The sequence below is a fragment of the Algimonas arctica genome (assembly GCF_014652695.1).
Lineage (GTDB): Bacteria > Pseudomonadota > Alphaproteobacteria > Caulobacterales > Maricaulaceae > Litorimonas > Litorimonas arctica.
This window is the reverse complement of sequence record NZ_BMZH01000002.1, coordinates 131029-149157: the sequence shown is the minus strand read 5'-3', so window position 1 is coordinate 149157 and position 18129 is coordinate 131029. Positions and strand designations below refer to the sequence as shown.

At 50.9% G+C, this 18129-nt stretch carries 18 protein-coding genes; 10 read left to right on the top strand and 8 right to left on the bottom strand.

Annotation, left to right across the window (positions count from 1 at the left end; translation table 11 throughout):
* Window positions 1–25 precede the first annotated feature (25 nt).
* The 3 genes from galE to IE105_RS02865 all read right to left on the bottom strand — a co-directional run bounded on the left by galE (window position 26) and on the right by IE105_RS02865 (window position 2390).
* On the bottom strand, window positions 26–1024 hold the full coding sequence (galE, locus tag IE105_RS02875) for a UDP-glucose 4-epimerase GalE (protein WP_189495231.1): 999 nt from the start codon (window positions 1022–1024) through the stop codon (window positions 26–28).
* A 71-nt stretch (window positions 1025–1095) separates the two neighbouring features.
* Window positions 1096–2151 carry a dTDP-glucose 4,6-dehydratase gene (gene rfbB, locus IE105_RS02870; RefSeq protein ID WP_189495731.1) on the bottom strand — a complete coding sequence of 352 codons (1056 nt, stop codon included), beginning with the start codon at window positions 2149–2151 and terminating at the stop codon, window positions 1096–1098.
* On the bottom strand, window positions 2151–2390 hold the full coding sequence (locus IE105_RS02865; protein WP_189495228.1) for a cupin domain-containing protein: 240 nt from the start codon (window positions 2388–2390) through the stop codon (window positions 2151–2153). The genes rfbB and IE105_RS02865 overlap by 1 nt, the downstream gene beginning before the upstream one ends.
* Before the next feature lie 351 nt (window positions 2391–2741).
* Here IE105_RS02865 and IE105_RS02860 point away from each other — a divergent pair, with 351 nt between their 5' ends.
* The 9 genes from IE105_RS02860 to IE105_RS02820 all read left to right on the top strand — a co-directional run bounded on the left by IE105_RS02860 (window position 2742) and on the right by IE105_RS02820 (window position 11343).
* Window positions 2742–3965: a polysaccharide pyruvyl transferase family protein gene (locus IE105_RS02860; protein ID WP_189495226.1), complete on the top strand. Its 1224-nt coding sequence runs from the start codon at window positions 2742–2744 to the stop codon at window positions 3963–3965.
* A gap of 17 nt (window positions 3966–3982) precedes the next feature.
* Window positions 3983–5029, top strand: coding sequence for a glycosyltransferase family 2 protein (locus tag IE105_RS02855; protein ID WP_189495224.1), 1047 nt, complete (start codon window positions 3983–3985; stop codon window positions 5027–5029).
* Between the two features lie 188 nt (window positions 5030–5217).
* On the top strand, window positions 5218–5613 hold the full coding sequence (locus IE105_RS02850) for a hypothetical protein (RefSeq protein WP_189495222.1): 396 nt from the start codon (window positions 5218–5220) through the stop codon (window positions 5611–5613).
* 65 nt (window positions 5614–5678) lie between these two features.
* Entirely contained in the window at window positions 5679–6269 is a 591-nt protein-coding gene (locus IE105_RS02845) for a hypothetical protein (RefSeq protein ID WP_189495220.1), read from the top strand.
* 67 nt (window positions 6270–6336) lie between these two features.
* Window positions 6337–6891: a type II secretion system protein GspG gene (locus tag IE105_RS02840; RefSeq protein ID WP_189495218.1), complete on the top strand. Its 555-nt coding sequence runs from the start codon at window positions 6337–6339 to the stop codon at window positions 6889–6891.
* A gap of 2 nt (window positions 6892–6893) precedes the next feature.
* Window positions 6894–8267, top strand: coding sequence for a polysaccharide pyruvyl transferase family protein (locus tag IE105_RS02835; protein WP_233353984.1), 1374 nt, complete (start codon window positions 6894–6896; stop codon window positions 8265–8267).
* Window positions 8251–9117: an ABC transporter permease gene (locus tag IE105_RS02830; protein ID WP_189495214.1), complete on the top strand. Its 867-nt coding sequence runs from the start codon at window positions 8251–8253 to the stop codon at window positions 9115–9117. Before IE105_RS02835 ends, IE105_RS02830 begins: the two co-directional genes overlap by 17 nt.
* A 2-nt stretch (window positions 9118–9119) precedes the next feature.
* On the top strand, window positions 9120–10352 hold the full coding sequence (locus IE105_RS02825) for an ATP-binding cassette domain-containing protein (protein ID WP_189495212.1): 1233 nt from the start codon (window positions 9120–9122) through the stop codon (window positions 10350–10352).
* Window positions 10345–11343 carry a glycosyltransferase gene (locus IE105_RS02820; protein WP_189495210.1) on the top strand — a complete coding sequence of 333 codons (999 nt, stop codon included), beginning with the start codon at window positions 10345–10347 and terminating at the stop codon, window positions 11341–11343. Before IE105_RS02825 ends, IE105_RS02820 begins: the two co-directional genes overlap by 8 nt.
* A 22-nt stretch (window positions 11344–11365) precedes the next feature.
* On the opposite strand, the gene IE105_RS02815 is transcribed toward IE105_RS02820, so the two are convergent.
* From IE105_RS02815 to IE105_RS02790, 5 genes are all read right to left on the bottom strand, one after another.
* Window positions 11366–11740 carry an EamA family transporter gene (locus IE105_RS02815; RefSeq protein WP_189495208.1) on the bottom strand — a complete coding sequence of 125 codons (375 nt, stop codon included), beginning with the start codon at window positions 11738–11740 and terminating at the stop codon, window positions 11366–11368.
* Between the two features lie 2 nt (window positions 11741–11742).
* On the bottom strand, window positions 11743–12714 hold the full coding sequence (locus tag IE105_RS02810; RefSeq protein ID WP_233353955.1) for a glycosyltransferase family 2 protein: 972 nt from the start codon (window positions 12712–12714) through the stop codon (window positions 11743–11745).
* 651 nt (window positions 12715–13365) lie between these two features.
* The gene (locus IE105_RS02800) at window positions 13366–13578 is read right to left on the bottom strand and encodes a DUF4113 domain-containing protein (RefSeq protein ID WP_189495206.1); all 213 of its coding nucleotides are present in this window, start codon (window positions 13576–13578) and stop codon (window positions 13366–13368) included.
* A 655-nt stretch (window positions 13579–14233) separates the two neighbouring features.
* Entirely contained in the window at window positions 14234–15043 is an 810-nt protein-coding gene (locus tag IE105_RS02795; RefSeq protein WP_189495205.1) for a M48 family metalloprotease, read from the bottom strand.
* Window positions 15044–15234: 191 nt separating this feature from the next.
* Entirely contained in the window at window positions 15235–15951 is a 717-nt protein-coding gene (locus IE105_RS02790) for a hypothetical protein (protein ID WP_189495203.1), read from the bottom strand.
* Window positions 15952–16043: 92 nt separating this feature from the next.
* Between IE105_RS02790 and IE105_RS02785 the strand changes: the two genes are divergently transcribed.
* Window positions 16044–16514 (top strand): hypothetical protein, encoded by a 471-nt coding sequence (locus IE105_RS02785; RefSeq protein ID WP_189495201.1) that lies wholly within the window; start codon window positions 16044–16046, stop codon window positions 16512–16514.
* Window positions 16515–18129 lie beyond the last annotated feature (1615 nt).

The window sequence follows — 18129 nt, the reverse complement described above, 5'->3', positions numbered from 1 at the left end:
AAAGAGGGAAAGGTGGCGATAAGCGCTAAGTGTTATCGTCCAGTCCCCAAACGCGGCGGTGAAAGGCCCAAGCATCCCCGATCACCAGATCGGGTGTGGAGCGCACAGTTTTAAAACCCAACAGGCGTTCTGCTGTTGACGTGTCGGCGAGCAAAGTCGGCGCATCGCCCGGGCGTCGCGGATGCTCATCACAGGGCACAGGGTTGCCGGTCACACGTTCGACCGCGTCGAGGATTTCGCGCACCGTGAAGCCAGTTCCACTGCCGAGATTGCAGACGAAACTGTCGTTTCCGGACAATAGCCGATCTAACGCGGCCAGATGCGCCACCGCGAGATCGCTGACATGGATATAATCCCGCACACATGTGCCGTCGCGTGTCGGGTAGTCAGTGCCAAACAGTTTCATCCGCCCGCTCAGGCCCGCCGCCGCTTTCAACGCATTGGGGATCAGGTGGGATTCCGGATCATGTTCCTCACCGATTTCGCCGTCGGGGCTCGCGCCGGATGCGTTGAAATAGCGGAGCGCAGCGTAGGACAGATCTTCCGCTTTGCTGACATCGGACAAAAGCGTTTCGACCGCCAATTTGGTTCGTCCGTAAACGCTGACGGGTGTTTGGGGCTCGGATTCTGTCAAAGGCAGGGTTTCAGGTTCGCCATAGGTCGCGCATGTCGATGAAAAGACAAGCGTATTGACGTTGGCGCGTTTCATGGCTTGCAGCAGCGAAATCACACCACCGACATTATTGTCCCAAAATCGCAGCGGCTCGATCTCCCCTTCGCCGACTTCGATACAGGCGGCAAAGTGGATGACGGCGTCGGGTTTATGATTAGCAAAGGCGGCATCAATATCGGCAGCGTTGCGAATATCTCCGCGATGCAGTGGCCCCCATTGCACGGCATGTTCATGGCCGGATGACAGATTGTCGAAAACGATAGGCGTGTCGCCTCGCGCGGCCAAGGCCTTACAAATATGTGATCCAATATAGCCAGCCCCGCCGACAACTAAAACTTTGCGCCCGTTCATAATAGTGGTCCTGCCCTTTGAATTAAATTAGGAAATGATCTGGTTACATGACGCCGCGCTGAGGCGTGATTTTAAGCGTCGTCTTCACCGAGGCGCTGCCCGAACTGTCCGGATTTAACGAGTGGTCGCCACCAATCCTCATTCTGCAAATACCAAAGCGCTGTTTGCTCGAACCCCTCATTCCAGGACACGGATGGCGTCCAACCCAATTCGTCGCGAATACGATCCGCATTGACCGCATAGCGGCGGTCATGACCCGGGCGGTCTTTGACATAGGTAATTAGCTCCGCATGGTCTTTACGGCCTGTCGGGCTGTGGGTGTCCATGATCGCGCAGAGTGTGCGGACAAGCTCGATATTGGTACGCTCATTATTGCCGCCAATATTATACGTCCGGCCGGATTTGCCATTTGTAAGCACTAGCAGCAGGGCTTCGGCGTGATCTTCGACATAAAGCCAGTCGCGAATATTCTCACCTGTGCCATAAACCGGAATCGGATCGCTGTGCAGTGCTTTCAGGATAACGACAGGGATCAGTTTCTCCGGAAACTGCATGGGGCCGTAATTGTTCGAACAATTCGTCAAAACAACGGGTAAGCCGAATGTGCGGTGCCACGCTCGGACAAGGTGATCAGAGGACGCTTTGGACGCCGAATAGGGCGATGACGGATCATAGGCCGTTGTCTCTGTGAAGGCTGGATTATCGACGTCCAAATCGCCGTAAACCTCATCGGTCGAGATGTGATGAAATTTGAATTGCGCCTGACGGGTTGGGCTCAGCCCAGCGTAATGTTGACGGGCCGCTTGCAAGAGGTTGAGCGTGCCAACAACATTGGTCTCGATAAAGTCAGCCGGACCTTCAATGGATCGATCGACATGCGATTCCGCCGCCAAATGCATGACGCAATCCGGGTCGTAGGTTTGAAACGCTTGCGTGACGGCATCGGCATCGCGAATATCGACTTTCGTGAAGTCATAATCCGCGCGACCTTCAAGATCCGCTAGATTTGCCGGGTTCGCGGCATAGGTCAGCGCATCCAGATTGATGACGTGATGGCCCTGCTCAATGGCCTTACGGACAACAAAGGACCCGATGAAGCCGCAGCCTCCCGTAATTAATAGTCTCATCATAAATCCTTCTTACTGATCTCGAATGGACTGACGAAGTCGGCAATGGCCGGAGTTTTCGTATCGTGGTCCGATAGATGAATGTTTGAGCGGGGCGCCCCCCAATGAATGCCGAGGTCCGGAGTGGGTGCCATAAATAGGTTATAGCGAAACGTCTCCATGAAATACCCGCGAAAGCCTTCACGCGTGTCGGGATGGAGCAGGGCGGAACCCGGGATATCAAAGCGTTGGTAAGTCATAGAAAGGCGCAAAACTGCAGGGGTGCAATATTCAAGCGCCCCTGCCTGTGCAACCTCGTTTTACGAAAAAGACAAGGCTCAGAATTGATGGAAATTACCGCCAAACCGCTTCAAAATCCCCTCTGCAGCGCGAGTCAAAAAATACACACTCGCAGAAATCCGAATTCAGGACCGTCTTAAAATTGCCCGAATTCGCAGATAAAAGAAACGGGTTCTATACCGTAAATTGAACTTAGCGTCTAAAGAGTTTGTCAAAGCGTGTGTTTCGACTTAGTGGGGCATTAGTCTTCAAAATAGGCGACTTTATCAACTGTGCGATGTTGATCGCCGCGTATTCACGGAGCTTTTCTCTTGAACAGTCCTAAATATCTTTTTCTATCAACGGCGGGTGGGATTGATGCGCCTGCGACCTTGTCGACTCAAAAGCTGTTGAAGATTGCGGGTGAAAACTCCGGCAATTTTATGTTTCAATATGCGGCGGACCGCCTTTTAGGGGGTGAGCATGTCTTTGTTGGCGAGTCAGGGATTGCCTATACAAATACAGGCGCGACCTCTGGCGCTAGTCACCTGATCGTGCCGTCGGCGAACCATTTCCGCATTGGCGCCGATTGGTCCGGCTTGGTCGCCTATATTAACGGGACAGGCCTGCCATCCGTACTGCTTGGATTGGGTGCGCAAGCACCGAAAATCGACGGTGTTGGTGACGAGTTCATGCAAAAGATGCTGGATACGCCGGAACTGCAAGAATTGGCGCGCTGTCTGATAGAGACGTCGACTCTCATCACGGTTCGGGGTGAGTTTTCTAAAGATGTTTGCGCAGCTTTTGGGCTTCCTAAAACTCTGCCTTTGGGCTGTCCGTCATTGCTGATCAATCCGAATAAAACGCTGGGTCAAACCGTCCAAAAGAAGATCGATTCTGCTATTGTCAAAATGCGCGATACGGGCGCAGTGAAACTGGCGTTTACAGCGGCCAGCCCCTTCGAAATTATGCATAGCTACAAGCTCGATATCGAACGGGTTCTCTTTGACCATACGAAGCGCATGAACGGAATCTATATTCAACAATCCGGTGGTCTGGATACAGTCGCATTTTGCATGCGGCGCTTTGAGGAGGTCAAACTATCAGCGGCCTTGTCATTCCGGAGTATTCTGGATCCTGAATCATCGCTCGAAAGCTTCTTTGACTATATGAAGGATCGCGCCCGTATTTTTTGGGATGTGGATACATGGATGGCAGGGGTCAGGCCTTTTGATATTTGTATCGGCACGCGACTTCACGGCAATATGGCGGCGCTTGCGGCTGATGTACCCGGTATCGTGATTACCCATGATGCGCGGACGTCGGAATTGGTCAAGACGATGTGCTTGCCATATTTGGATGCAAAACATTGTGTCGAGGGGGCAACCTTCGAGGAGATGTTGGGCCACGTTCAGTTCGACGCGGATGCATTTGATGAGAACCGGGTCCGAATTGCGAAAGCGCTCCGCGAAGCCTTCGAGTCCAAAGGTTTGCAGCCAAGTGAGCATTTGCTACATATGAGTGCCGATTTGGCGGCAGAAACCAAAGCCGCTTAAAATAGACCGACGTCGCCATGACTGAAAAGCTCTCTCAAAAACCACTTCACGTGGCCTCTTTATCGCAGCCGCCATCGGCTCATTCAGACCCGATAAAAGCCCCTGCACCAGACGCCACCCCGGCGATCAAAAAACGTGTGCGGCGGGACTGGGCGGATGATGTTGCGGTCGAAGATTTGCCGCGTATTTCGATGGTCGTTCCCTGTTTTCGAGCGGCGGAAACGCTTCCGCGTACGCTCGAAAGCCTGAAAGATCAGAAGTACCCAAACCTGCAGATCATCGTCATCGATGGTCATTCTGAGGATGGGACCATTGAGGTGCTTGAAGATTACCAAGACATGATCGATTATTGGATCAGTGAGCCCGATAAGGGGCAGGTCGATGCGATCAATAAGGGCTTCGATCAAGCCGATGGAGAGATCTACGGGTGGCTTTGCGCGGATGATTCCTTGCGGCCGGGGGCTTTACGGCGCTTAGCGCGCGAATTTTTGCGTCGCCCTGATGCCGACGTGGTTACGTCGGGCTGCCTCCGAGTTTTTGACGATGGCACGGAAGTCCGGACCCAACCTGACCCTAAATATTACGATGACTTGTTTATCAAAAACACGATTGAGCAGCCGTCGACATTGTGGCGTGCGAGCTTGCATAAGTCGATTGGTCCGGTCAGCAACCGATTGCGTTATGCGTTCGACTGGGAGCTTTGGTGCAAATTCAAGGCGGCGGGCGCGGTCTTTACCTCGCTACCCTCTGTCACTTCGATTTACTATTTCTCCGACAGTAACTTGACCTCGACGGGCGGACGAAAAATCGCTGACGAAATGTTTAAAATCGTTGCGGATTACGGCCCTCACAACGGCAAATTGGCAAAAGTATATATGCGTCTCTACAAGCGTTACGACCTGAAGGGTTATTACGACGCGGAAAATATGAGTATGCGATCAAAGTTCTGGTTTCGAGTTTCGCTCTGGTTACTGCGTAAGCGTTACGGGGTCCGAAACCTTAATCTTTACAATTGGAATTTTGCTTCCCGCCAAGAACGCGGCCTGACTTGGACGACAGGTTAGGGCTGGATGTGCCTCGGAAAAAGTCCTGGTTTTTTCAATTTATGACAAACAATAAACCTTGAACGCACTGGCGACGCATGCGAAAGTGTCGCGTCTTGACAATCGTGTCAATATCCAACTTTTTAGTGGCGCCCATGACCTATAATGTACACTGTGAAGTTTCACCGAGTCCTTTCAGCGCGGGAGATTTGATCACGATATCAGCGGCCGCCGGGTCCGATTTTTATGCCAATCTTGAGGACTGGGACGGAGAGTATAAACTCTATCTTGGCGTTGAAAATGACGGCCGGTCCGTCACAGTCAATGAACTTGTCAAAGGAGATTGGAAAAGAGGCGTGGTCTTAAACACGCCAGCCGCGTCTGCGACACACGGCGTCTATCTCTCAGTTTCATATTATGAGAATGGCGCCTATCACATCGGCCTAAACGGCAGCAGCATTGTTATGCCGTCGACGGTGTCACCCTCGGCTATCCGCCAAGTCGGCAGTGAGGAAGCATCCTTGGATGTGAGCCTACAGCGTAGAAAAGCTGTATCGGAACCTGATGCTGCGGAAGATGATCTTGCCAATGAAATGTTGGCTTGATGTAGCGCGCAACACGCAACATAGTATCATGTTGATAGTGTAACCTCACGGACTGAATATCTGACATGACCTCACGACAAGATAAACCGTCTGTCCAACAGGGCGCTATGATGCCTGAAGCCTCAGTGATTGAATCCTGTGGCGAAGATTTATTGATCGCCAGAAGTTTAGGAAAACTCGAATCTGCGCGGTTTACGTTGCAGACCTTGCGAGGTGAGTTTCAAGCTTTACGCTCCGGACGAAAGTCATTGAGCGCAAAGCGGTTAGATGTTTTGCAGGGATTTACGAATGAAGCCCTGACGGCATTAAACGATCTCGCATGGCGGCTACAGCTTCGTATTAAGGATGGCGACAAACGCAGAGTCGGCGTTCTCGCGATTCAAGATATTGAAGCGCTAAAGAGTGGGGCTTTAACTCTCCCGATGACGGAAGATGCGCTTGCCAAATTATCGAAAGACGACCTGATCACAAAATATCGGGAATTGGCTCTGAGAAGACGGATTTTGTCAGAGGAATTCAATAAAATGTCTGATAATGCAATCGCCTTACAGCGGTCGCAATATTATCGTTTGTCCAAGCGTTTTGGCTTGCGAGGCACAGCACGGATCGACAGCATGGTTGATACAGCCTGCGCATTGGACACCCTCGACAGCTAACAGGCTATGGATTGCATTCTCATGATGATCATCGATTATTAATCATGGAAATATTAAGGATAAACTTATGTCTCATACAACGCATATATCACTCGCAATCATTGCTGCTTTCGCGCTGTCCGCGTGTTCTGGTGACGATACAAAATCCCGCGCGGATAGGACGCAGAATGTTGCCGTAGAGCCGATTGCTGATGTTGAGCCGGTGGCCCAAGTTGAGCTCACGCCTGAGCAGCGGAACTTCAATCAGCGCAAAATGGATCTGAAAAAGATCAATGACGCTTTGCAGGCGTATCATGCTGACAATGGGAGTTACCCTGTTACTCAAGCTGATGGCTGGGCGTCTGTGTCACCGACGCCTAGGGCGAAGAATAGCGAATGGTTGCCCAGTTTGGTGCCAAGTTACTTGGCCGCTGTTCCCACAGACCCGGAAACAAAACTCGCCACGAAGTCTTCGATCTATCTCTATAAATCAAATGGGACGGGCTATAAGCTAATCGTGAACCAAGCGCCTGATTGCAATCTCCTGACCGCGACCGATATGGCGAAAGCCGATCCGAAGCGTATGGGCGGTGGACGTTGTTGGGCTTGGGGTTACTTCACGGCTGATTACGCGCAGTCGTGAGTATGAACGCTGATGCCTCAAAGTTAAATGCGGTGTCGGTGCGTCGTATGAAGCGCAGAGTGGAATTGGGCGTGCAGCGTGCAACGAGTCGCTTGGTCTCTCCAGAAAAACAGGGTGAGGCTGAAGCGCCGACACGCAAGCCACGTCTCGCAATTTTTCGCCGACATTCTTTGTTGGACGGAAAGCCGGTCAATTACGCCAAACGTCCGGGCGAAGCGGAAGCTCACCCATTTTTCGGGAAGCCTCCGTTCAACGTCGGTGATAATTTTGTGTCGCTGGCGCTGGCTCGCATTTTGGATGTGGAAGATTTTTGTGTCCTCACGCACGAAGCGCCAGAACATTATTTTGACTATGTGAACGAACATTGCGACGCGATTATTTTCGTCGCGCAAAACTGTCTCTTTCCTGGGTTCTTTGGCAAGTACCTTCCTGCGCGCTTCATTGAAAAGCGGATCAAAATCCCGATCATTTTTATGAGTTTGGGTTTGCAGTTTGGTTTGGAGGAAACCCCGCATCTAGAAGAGGCGGATGTCGCCTCGCTTAAAGCTTTGCATGAACGGTGCGTATCAAGCCAAGTCCGCGGTGAGCAATCGGCTGATTTATTGTCGCGCTATGGTATTACCAACACGCGTGTTGTGGGGTGCCCGAGTCTCTTTTGGTCCCTCAATCGCGATCATAAAATCGCGAGCCCCTCTTTTGATCGGGTCGGGTGGACGATTACGAACATGGGTTCACGGCCCGAACTTGACGCGTTTCAAACGGAAGCGATGAGCCAGCTCGGAAAAAAAGCCAAAGCGTTCATTCCAATTTGCCAAGGCGGCGAAGTTGTCTTGCAGCGGCACATCATTGCCCGCGATTGTCTGTCTGTCGGTCCGCGAACCACGACCCGTATGCAGTTGACGAAAGGCGAAGAGCCTGTCCTCCATCCATTTGCGGATGTGTCCCATGAGCCTTGGAGTCTTTTGGACTGCAAGATTGAGCCCTATGACACAAAACTTCTCGAGCAGCAGGTCGATCATATTTATTCAGGCTTACCCGCACGCGCGCGTCGGGCAGTGGTAGAAGATAGTTTCTTCTCGTTCGAAACCCACGAATATATGAGGAACGCGAAGTCACTTTCTCTCATGGCTGGAACCCGTTTACACGGAAACATCATGGCCCTTAGCCAAGGCGTTCCCGCCTTGTTTGCCTGTCACGATCGCCGGGTTGAGGAAATGGCCGATTTGTTTAATGCGCCACGCTTTGATATTCGCAACCCTAAGGGCGCGTTCCATCTCAAAAACTATGATTGGTCCGCGACCAATACGCAATATCGTGTGCTCTATGATCGATTTGTTGATTTCCTAAACGAGAATAAACTTGCCCACCGTCTCTGAATCTAATGCAAGCCTAACTGTCGAATCGAATTTGCAAAAGCAGATTGTCTATAGTTCTGGGCCGTCGACATTTCAGGACGTTCTTTCAGATATAAAAGACGGCCTGTCGCGGACACCACTATGGGCGCAATTCGCCACGCGTGATCTGCGGGGCCGCTTTAGTGGGGCGGCGCTTGGGTCGCTCTGGTTCATTATTATGCACCTGTTGATCGTGAGTGGTCTCGCCGTGATGTACTCAAAGATACTGGGTACAGATCTGCGTGAGTACCTGCCTTATGTTGCTGTCGGTTTGACCGTGTGGAATATAATAAACGGCATAATTAGCGATGGCGCTGGCGTGTTCCCAGCCAACCAAGTCTATTTGAAGCAGGTCAAGCTACCGTTTTCTTTCTTTATATTCCGGATTAATCTCAAACATCTTCTGATATTTTTCTACCAGTGCACGGTCGTGATCGGGATGTATGCGCTCCTGAAAATGGGGCCGCACATGATCATGTTGCTCGCAATTCCAGGCTTTATGCTTCTGCTTCTCTTTCTGCTGTCAGCAAGTTTGCTGGCAGGCATTGTGGCCACACGGTCGCGTGATATGAATGGTTTAATCCAATCGGCGCTGCGATTTGCATTTTTCCTGACGCCTATTTTTTGGGATGCAAGGCGGTTAGGAGAATATGCTTTCCTGATGAATTTTAATCCGTTCTATCATTTCTTGGAAATTGTCCGCGCGCCCCTTCTCGGTAATTACCCGACAGCGGTGAACTATTACGCGTGTATAGGTATGACGGCCATTACAATTGTATTGACGTTATTCGCATTCAAATATTCCATGAAGAAATTGGCGTACTGGATTTAGTTATGACGTCCGAATTCTCTCAGACATCAAGCAACAAAATCGTATTCGAACATGTTTCGGTTCATTTCCCGTTGCTGCATGGACAATCGGTCCGAGCAGATAAAAATACGGCAAAGACGCGGGGCGGAACCTTGGTGACAAAGGGGGCGCGTGTCAGAAGTCTGACCGCACTCAATAATGTTTCTTTCCGTATCGGCCAAGGCGAACGCGTTGGTATCATGGGCGAAAACGGATCTGGAAAAACGACATTGCTCCGTACATTGTGTGGAATTTACTATCCACATGAAGGCGAAGTACGCATTCGCGGACGGGTTTCGTCCATGTTGGATTTGCATTTGGGCTTCGATAATGACGCCTCTGGCCGGGATAATATTTGGGTGCGGGGACGCCTACTGGGGTACAATAGCGCGCAAATTGAAAGCCGTATTCCCGAGATATTAGAGTTCTCTCAACTCGGCACATTCCTCGAATTGAAAATGAAAGTTTACTCGTCTGGCATGCGGATGCGATTGGCATTCGCGATTGCGACAAGTTTTCCAGCGGATAATTTGATCATGGATGAATGGCTATCGGCGGGCGACAAAGCTTTCCGGTCCGTCGCAGAAGAGCGAATGGTCGGCCTTGTAGAGAGTAGCGGATCGCTTGTGATTGCCACGCATAATCCCGGGATTCTGAGACGGGTCTGTCAGCGCGGCATTATCCTGCACCGAGGCGCCATCATTTTTGACGGCGCTTGCGAAGACGCGATTGAATTTTATCAACGTGAAATTGTCTTGGGAGGCCGCAATAAGCGCGAGCTGGCGCCTTTGGTAGGGAACGCCGAGAATGAGCCTCTAACCGAACCGACCCTTGTAGAGCCTCAAGCCTTACTGGATCGTCGATTGTCAGACCTTGAGTCGATCACAGCGGCCCTGCACGCCTATTTCGCGGATATGGGTCATTATCCGACAACTGAAGATGTGTGGTTTGGAATTGGCCGTAACCGCCTTCCACCTGAGGAGTGGATCCCCGGACTGGTGTCGTCCTATTTAGACGAAGTGCCGCGCGACCCTGCCGGGATGCCGGGCTTGGATGATCCGCAATATATATATAAGTCCGACGGGGAGGGCTTTAAGTTGCTCGCTTTGAAGACTGGAGACGTCGATCAAGTGCGAGAGCTCGGAATGCTTAGCGCTATCGACCCTAAACGGCCGTGGGCTTACGGATCGTGGACGGAAGGATATGCGGATGCCTAAACCAAACGCGAAACCAGAATTATCCGTAATTATGTGTACCTATAGTCCGCGGCCAGACCTATTGGTTCGGTCGTTGCGGGCACTGGCATCCCAGACTCTGGACACGTCACGCTATGAATTAATCATCGTCGACAATAATTCAAAACCCCCTTTGGATAAGGCGCGGCTGGAACGTCTCGCCGGTAGAGAGATCAAGCTCGTTGTGGAAATGCGTCAAGGCCTGACGTTCGGGCGGGTGTGTGGGTTTGAGACGGCGCGGGCTGACCGCGTTTGTTTTATCGATGATGATAATGAGATTAACCCGGCCTATCTTGAAACCGTACTGGCGATTGCTGCAATGGAGCCCAACCTCGGTGTGTTTGGCGGAATTTGCCATGGCGTCTTAGAAGGCCGTGCCGGCTGGTTTAAAAAGTCGCTGCTCCCGCATCTCGGTGTGCGCAATATCGGTCTCATTGAACGGACGGGTGAAGGCCATGAATGGGGCGAGCATGAACCCATTGGCGCGGGGATTGTGGTCCGCCGCGAAGTCGGTCAACTCTATTGTGATTTCGTCAATAATGTCGCTTCTGCGGCTGGCTTGGGCCGAACTGACGGACAATTATTATCAGGGGAAGATTCGCTTTTATCGCGGATGAGCGCCCTTTTGGGGTTCCCGGTCGCTTATCGACCGGACTTGCAACTTCGACACCATATTACGGCGCCCCGGCTAAAGTTGAAATATCTCAGCAAGTTGATGGAGGGGCACGGCCGATCTTACGTCATTCTTCAGCGCATCATGGGTCATAATATTCCGGCAGTCCCGACGGAGGGCATGACACGCCGATTGATCGTGAATTTCCGTCATCGGCTTAAGAATAACGGCATCCGCCATGCTTTATCGGATGTTTACTGGGATATCGGCTATGCACGTCAGACCCGATTGGAAGCCGCCGAAGGTGACACATTGGTTGATTTTTTCGACGGCTGGACGGCCCCGAGCCGAACCACCTGATTGCGGTCCGGCGATCAGAGCCTTACGCGGCGTAACCGCGAGAGAGCACAATGATCCCCAAGATGATGAGCGCTGTTCCGCCGAGCTTAGCCGCATTGAGCGTCTCCCCAAAGAGGGGGACGGAAATCAGCAAAACCAAAACAAACGCAGAGCTCATAAACGGGTAAGCGTAGGAAATTTGGAACTTCGTCATTGCCATCATCCAAAATAATGAGGCGACAAAGGCGGCGGTCAGTCCGCTAAATATCCAAGGGTCAGTCAAGATCAACGTGACGAGCCGGATAATTTTGCCAAATGTTGAATCGGGCATATCCAGATTTTGGTTCATCCGCCATTTCAGGACAATCTGGCCGTAGACGGTAAAGGCAATACAGCCCGCAATATAAAAATAGCCCATAATCAGTTGGCATTCATGTCATTATAGGTGAGAATTTCATCGACGATATAAATCGGACGCTGCTTCGCCTCATCAAAGGCTTTCGCAACATAGACACCGACAACGCCAATTGCGAATAAAAGACAACCGAACATAAACCACAAGGACACCATAATGCCGGTCCACCCTTGAACGGGCACATCAATGAAGAAGTAGCGAAGCACGAACGTTAACGCGACAAAGACCGACAGAACGGCAATGGAAAAGCCGATTTTCAACAGCATACCCATGGGTTTATTAGAAAAACTGAAAATAACATCAAAGGCCAGCCGCACTAACTTCGTGAGACTATAAGATGACTTTCCTTCCTCACGCGCCGCATGGCTAACCGTTAATTCTTTTGTTTTGAACCCAAGCCAGCGGGCATTGACGGGCAAGAAGCGCAGCTGTTCATTAAAGCGGAGCAGGGCATCAATCACTTTGCGACTATAAATGCCGAAATTTGCAACCCGCGAGGTCTGATGCGTGTCGGTCGCGTAGGACAGGATTTTGTAAAAAACGGATGACCCTAGTTTTTTGAACGCGCTGTCCTGACGGTCCTCTCGGCTCGCAAATATAATGTCATAGCCTTCTTGTGCGGCGTTAAATAACGCCGGAATTTCTTCGGGGAGGTCCTGCAGGTCACAGTCCATGACGACGACCCAATCCCCTTTGGAGACATCAAGTCCGGCTGTTATCGCGTAATGTTGTCCGAAGTTTCTGGAGAGGTTCAAGGCTTTTACCTTGGGGTCCGTGGCGATAATGTTCAGAATAACCTCCCATGATCCCTGCGGACACGCGTCATTGACGAGAATAAGCTCGTAATCAACGCCCGTAATTGAGTTCACAGATTCCTTAATACGCGACGCGAGCGCAGCTAAGCGCTGGGGCGCTCCATAGGTCGGGACAACAATGGATAGCAGCATAAGAAACGTGACATTTAAGGGAAATTTCATCGCGTACTTATCGACAAATGCGGACTCAAGCAACCATTCAACAAGCGGGCAAAGTTTGAACGCCGGCTGAAACGGACGCGTCTTAAATTCTCGCGATCCATCGCCTGGTCGCCATCATATACCCCCGCCTACGTAAAAATCGCGAGCCTAGAAATACGGATTAATGGGCTCGCTTTACGGGGCGAAGAAAAAGAGCATCCTTGCATTTAGAGGCGCAAGCCATATTCTGACATCGTTTTATCCTATCTGTTGGAACCAAAACATGTCATAGACGCCCGATTTTTATCAAAGCCCCACACTGTCTCTTTCTTATTTACACCCCTCGCAGGCGCAAAAACATATTACGCTCAATGAATCCCTTCGTAGATTGGACGCGCTGGTTCAATTAGTGGTGCAAATGCGGTCGTCCTCACTGCCAGCCCGTCCGGATTTTTCTTGAAATACCATTGATTTAGAATAAAATTTTTTGTACCGGATTTTCTATTATCCATTAAATACCACAATCTAGGTTCTTGTCCGGTATATGGACGCTGAGCCTACATGGCGGGTGGTTCGGGGGCGTTGGGGCCAGGGACTGACAATGATTCCATGATGTCAAATCAAGCTTTATTATACATTGCTGTTACGACTTAGCCGCAACGCCGTATTTTTCTAAGGTTTGCGCGCAAACCACTCACGGATCAAAGGCACATCCGATATCCGCGTTGTGTATCTAGGGGGCAGATGTTCCTGCCGCATGGTTGTCGGTTTCTTGAACCCTTTGCGGGCCAATACGAGGCTCTTCTTCCTGTATCGACCGTTCACGGCATCAAGAGCGATTATCAATTCAGGGGACCGTGTTTCGACAGGATCGAACAGCATCATGGGGAGGTCTGCGATGGGCTAAAGATCATCTAGCATCACCCCCGTCTTTGCACAATTGTATTTCCCCTGATTGAGCTCCAATTCACGTTTCCATGCCGTTTCTGCACACGCAATGCAGCGCTCACCAGATCAAATGTGTCATTCGACATGGGTATGAGGCGTGTCGTTCGACTGACGCGGTGGTTGGGCTTATCCGTTCGAAAACGGGACGTGTTTTAAAAGGCTGTCAGCGATCCTACCACAAGACTAAGTTGTCTGAGCTTTACCGCTGCACGGGTCGCATGAGCGGTCAGGGCTTCCAAGAAGGTGTCGATGTCGAGCGTCGGCTGTCAATCGACCGTGTTAGGGTCATAACTTTGTGCTGTGGCCCACGATATACAAACGCGATGCAGGGTTTGCCCCGCAATTCTGCAACAGTGCGTTCCGAAACAACTGTTCCACCAGTTCCAACATATCTACATTCTGAACCACAGCGACCGGTAAACTTCGGATTCTCTGTCGTAGACATGACCCGCCCCCGTCCGAAGGTCCACATGCTTAGTTAGAGCTCGGCGTTTATGAGGTGGATGGTTTGAGTGGTCCAATCTTTATAGCCTCTAATTTGGAAAAACCTCCAATTTGGACACCGAGTTCCAAGAGTGGCGCCACGCTGGGCCTAGCGGGTGGAATGGGTCCTATTGACAAAGCCGCGAGGGCTGGTTGTTTCAATTTTGTTAAGCGCCTTCAATCGTACAATCGCCTCCAAGGTCCCGTCTAGATTGCGCAACCGTGACTTTCTGGACGGATGATTAGACAAGCTCATAAAACTAATCTCGTGAAGCGTCGTCAATCGGGAAATAAACTGATACGACGCCGCAGGATCGAATCCACTCCTTGCTAAAATAATCGCTGCCGCACTGTCGGCGTCTAATTCCATGATCCGTCTCTTGCGTCGATTAATGGATCCGTTTGCTTGACCCTCCGCAATCATTTGTGGATGGCCCAAGATCATATGGGACAGTTCGTGTGCCATAACAAAAGCGAGCTCATGCTCATTGCGTGTAAACTCGATCAAACCATGGCTGATTTCAATCCCGTCGACCCGCGTCCGCGCCACCCGCTGTCTTTCGTCCGTGACGTGAATGGGGCGATAACACTCCAAAGGAATGTCATAAGGAATTGTAAACTCCTCGTCCACGCGGGCGACCGTCAAACGGCCCAAGGCAAGCTGAATTTGTAGATCAATATCAGTGTGGGCCAGGGCGCGCCCATTGCTGCCGATTATCTTATCCCCAGCCTGGAGGAGTTTTGCGAGGTCGGGATCTTCGATCCGCCATATTTGCGGCTCTGGGCCAAGTTTAGGGAAAATCGCCAGCATGGCGCCTGTCTGCGCGTGACGATAATCTGAAAGCCTATGTGTTTTAAACCCAGGGCGGCGCCAGCGATTTGCGCAATCAGGTCCTGCGCCATCGGCAAGGCGCCGCATGACGGTGTCTAGCGTCTCCTCGAGAACAGCACGAGGAGACGGAGCAATACTTTGTTCTAACTCTTTAAGGGCGCTGCGTCTGAAGGACTCAGGGGCAGGCTGAGCTTGCGTTGATGTTGGAATAGCGCAAACCACAAACAGTAATGCACAGAAGATACGACTTTGGTTTTGTAAGAGTTGGCGCAGCCTCATTAATCTGTTGCGATCAATGTCCGGTATGACATCTCCGAGCGCCCGGTAAACGCAAGAGCGGTAGTTTCGTTGAGGTTAAGCGTTGGGTTAAGGGCTGCAACTTCTTCTAAAAAACGCTTAGGTCGCTTAAAGTTCTTACTGTCACGGTTGACGGTCAGGCCAATAGATTCAGCAATTTCATCCACGAAATGCACGCAGTTTCGTGTGTTCAAGCTGTAACGACTGCCCTCGCCATCGCTCCACCTCTTCCGAACCAACCAAACCTGTTCCAGCTGAGCAGAGGTGAGCGCAACGGTGAAGTGAGGGTTTGAATTACGAACAAGGCCAGGTTCGGGTGTGCGGACCTCACCCTTCACCGAACCTATTAAGATCGCTGGGGAGATTTTTTTTGCGGTAAAACCAAATAATTCTTGGGTCCCATTCGGATTAGCGACGTCAGCTTTGAGTTCCACAAAGGCATGTGGAAAGTATTCACCAAATTCGTGGCTATAGAAGGTCAAAAATGCAACAGAGTCCGAAGACGCGGACTGGGATCTATCGGCGACCTCCGCGGGGGCGCTCAGATCATTTTCGAAAGCTGGACTGGCTAATCGAGATTGTGGCTCAGTCGTGGAAAGACATCCACCCAATAAAAAGTAGCCAGCGAAGAAGAGGCTGACGAGCAATGCATGGGTAGATCCAAACCGTTCAAGATGACATTCTTGAATTTTGTTCATCAAAATTCCTTTGCTCGATATTTTGGAGTTGCATTGCCGAAGGAATAAAGGTATACCACATAGGAAATCTAATCGAAAGGTCTACCGCCATCATGTTTTCTTTTAAAGAAACACTACTTTCAGCAGCATTTTTGAGTGCCATGACCGTGTCACCGGCATTCGCTCAGCAACAGCCTGCACCAGCATTGATGCAGGGCTCATCTCACGTTGGTTTAGTCAGCGGTAATGTGATCATTAAACGGTCAGGTGAGTTCTCGGTAGCGCAAAACTCAAGCGCTGTTTTAGATGGTGACGTTGTAATGACTCTAGAAGGTGGGTCCGCAAGCGTAACTCTTGCGAATGGCTGCGCTGTTGACCTCTTGGCCGAGCAGAGCGTTTTGGTGAAAACATCGGAAGATCGTTGCGACAGCGCGCTCGTTATAGGTGACAGTGAGTTTTACTCTCAGGAAATCGGTGGGGGGCTTTCATCTGCCCTTATAGGTCAATTGTTTGCGGCTGCTGTCGTTACTGGCATGGTCGTAGCAATAGCATCCGATGGTGCCGATAACCCCACAAGTCCTTAGTTGTGTGTCTGAAGTTCAAATTTTAAGAAAACGCCTCATTTGAGGCGTTTTTTTTATCTTAAAGGCCAGATGGATTTGACAAAATTGACTAGGGCAGCCGGACGATAGGGCTACTTATAGAATATCTTCAAAAGATATCTGCTCTTTCGCTGTTATGTTTCGGCTCGTTCTTTTGGGCACCGAAAAGGACGCCTAGGACACCCTTTAGACCTGAACATGATTTTATGGCGAGCCGGCGTGTAAGAGCATAAAAAGGCTGCTAATCGCTGTTCAGACCGCCGTGATGCGCCCCTAGTTTTGTGGACGCTTCGCTATATCACTTTGCCATCACCTCAAATTCAACGGCTGACCGCTTGCCGTGGTTAGCATGCAGTCGTTTTGGGTTGTACCCAAAGGGCGGCCACGAGAAAACCTCGATTTAATGGAACATGCCATGACAGCATTGTTTACGAGATTCGTATGTTTTCCGCCTGATCCGCTCGGTTTTGAGCTGAAGGAAATAATTTTCTGCCACACTACTGCACCCCTTCGGGCAGGTTGTGAGCTCATAGCAGTTCCCACGCTGGCTCATTCTGGTTTTCAGATTGTGAACCGTCAGGAACTCCACGCGCCCATGGCTGGTTTACTGTGAACCTTGAACGGCCTGGACTTTGAGCGCATCAGTTGGCTTACGGCGCCAAGCAACCATTAGCAGAGAACTCAAGTCCGGCGATGTTTGTAGCCGCGAATGCGTCGAGCAGCCGACATCTTTGCGGGAGTACAGTTCGATGACGGCGGCCAGATAGGGCCAGCCTTTATACGTTCGAACATAGGTAATGTCTCGTTCGCCACCCTAGTGCCGATGGTGGGCAGGCTCACCCCAGACAGTGTCAGCTGTATCAACCTTAAAGTCCTTCTATACCTGATTAGCTGCGACAATCGTGGGCTTGAAGCCATGCTTTCCCAGACGGTATCTATCGCCGTTTCAAGCACGTAATCCTGCACCTAGCACGAGCTTGGCTACCGAGTGGGCCGCGCAATGCTCGCCCAAGCTAAGCAGGACTGTAGCCATATATGCAACCGATCCCCTGCCAGGACGGATTGATAAGGCCCATCAGGCGGCGAGTGCGCTTAGCCTGTCATCACAATCCAGGCTTTAGCCACGCATAAAAGCCGTTCGCATGAACCCCGAGTACACGCCAAATGGCTCGCATCGAAAACTCTTTGTGGTGCAGCTTCATTAAGGCGTACTCCACCGTACCTCGAGAGTAATCCTTCGCTGTGCTCTGGGCGCGAAGAATGACGTTGTGGCCTTCTTAAAGATGTTGCACTCCTAAGTGATGCACCGTAGTTCCGCCTTTAGCCGTATGGACATCAATGCGTCTGCGGAGACAACAACGTCATCCGTTTGGCCTTCATATCGCTAGACATAATCATAAAGGGAACTCGTGTTCACACCCAGTCTCCCGGCAACCGACGTAACACTGTGTCCTTTGTCTTGACCTACGCCACACCTACCAATTTAGACTCTTCTGTCAGACGTCAGCGCCTTTGAGACAGATTCGAGACAGGGCTAAGCGAGAGTTGTTGTTGATCTTCATCCGAACGGAGTGAAGCATGAGACAGACTAATAATT

What these genes read in the sequence shown, in the direction of transcription:
- IE105_RS02815 (WP_189495208.1), bottom strand. Translation starts at nt 11,740, where the DNA reads ATGGGCTATTTTTATATTGCGGGCTGTATTGCCTTTACCGTCTACGGC.
- IE105_RS02840 (WP_189495218.1), top strand. Translation starts at nt 6,337, where the DNA reads ATGTCTCATACAACGCATATATCACTCGCAATCATTGCTGCTTTCGCG.
- IE105_RS02865 (WP_189495228.1), bottom strand. Translation starts at nt 2,390, where the DNA reads ATGACTTACCAACGCTTTGATATCCCGGGTTCCGCCCTGCTCCATCCC.
- rfbB (WP_189495731.1), bottom strand. Translation starts at nt 2,151, where the DNA reads ATGAGACTATTAATTACGGGAGGCTGCGGCTTCATCGGGTCCTTTGTT.
- IE105_RS02810 (WP_233353955.1), bottom strand. Translation starts at nt 12,714, where the DNA reads ATGAAATTTCCCTTAAATGTCACGTTTCTTATGCTGCTATCCATTGTT.
- IE105_RS02800 (WP_189495206.1), bottom strand. Translation starts at nt 13,578, where the DNA reads ATGATGCTGTTCGATCCTGTCGAAACACGGTCCCCTGAATTGATAATC.
- IE105_RS02845 (WP_189495220.1), top strand. Translation starts at nt 5,679, where the DNA reads ATGACCTCACGACAAGATAAACCGTCTGTCCAACAGGGCGCTATGATG.
- IE105_RS02785 (WP_189495201.1), top strand. Translation starts at nt 16,044, where the DNA reads ATGTTTTCTTTTAAAGAAACACTACTTTCAGCAGCATTTTTGAGTGCC.
- IE105_RS02825 (WP_189495212.1), top strand. Translation starts at nt 9,120, where the DNA reads ATGACGTCCGAATTCTCTCAGACATCAAGCAACAAAATCGTATTCGAA.
- IE105_RS02795 (WP_189495205.1), bottom strand. Translation starts at nt 15,043, where the DNA reads ATGCGGCGCCTTGCCGATGGCGCAGGACCTGATTGCGCAAATCGCTGG.
- IE105_RS02855 (WP_189495224.1), top strand. Translation starts at nt 3,983, where the DNA reads ATGACTGAAAAGCTCTCTCAAAAACCACTTCACGTGGCCTCTTTATCG.
- IE105_RS02820 (WP_189495210.1), top strand. Translation starts at nt 10,345, where the DNA reads ATGCCTAAACCAAACGCGAAACCAGAATTATCCGTAATTATGTGTACC.
- IE105_RS02790 (WP_189495203.1), bottom strand. Translation starts at nt 15,951, where the DNA reads ATGAACAAAATTCAAGAATGTCATCTTGAACGGTTTGGATCTACCCAT.
- IE105_RS02835 (WP_233353984.1), top strand. Translation starts at nt 6,894, where the DNA reads ATGAACGCTGATGCCTCAAAGTTAAATGCGGTGTCGGTGCGTCGTATG.
- galE (WP_189495231.1), bottom strand. Translation starts at nt 1,024, where the DNA reads ATGAACGGGCGCAAAGTTTTAGTTGTCGGCGGGGCTGGCTATATTGGA.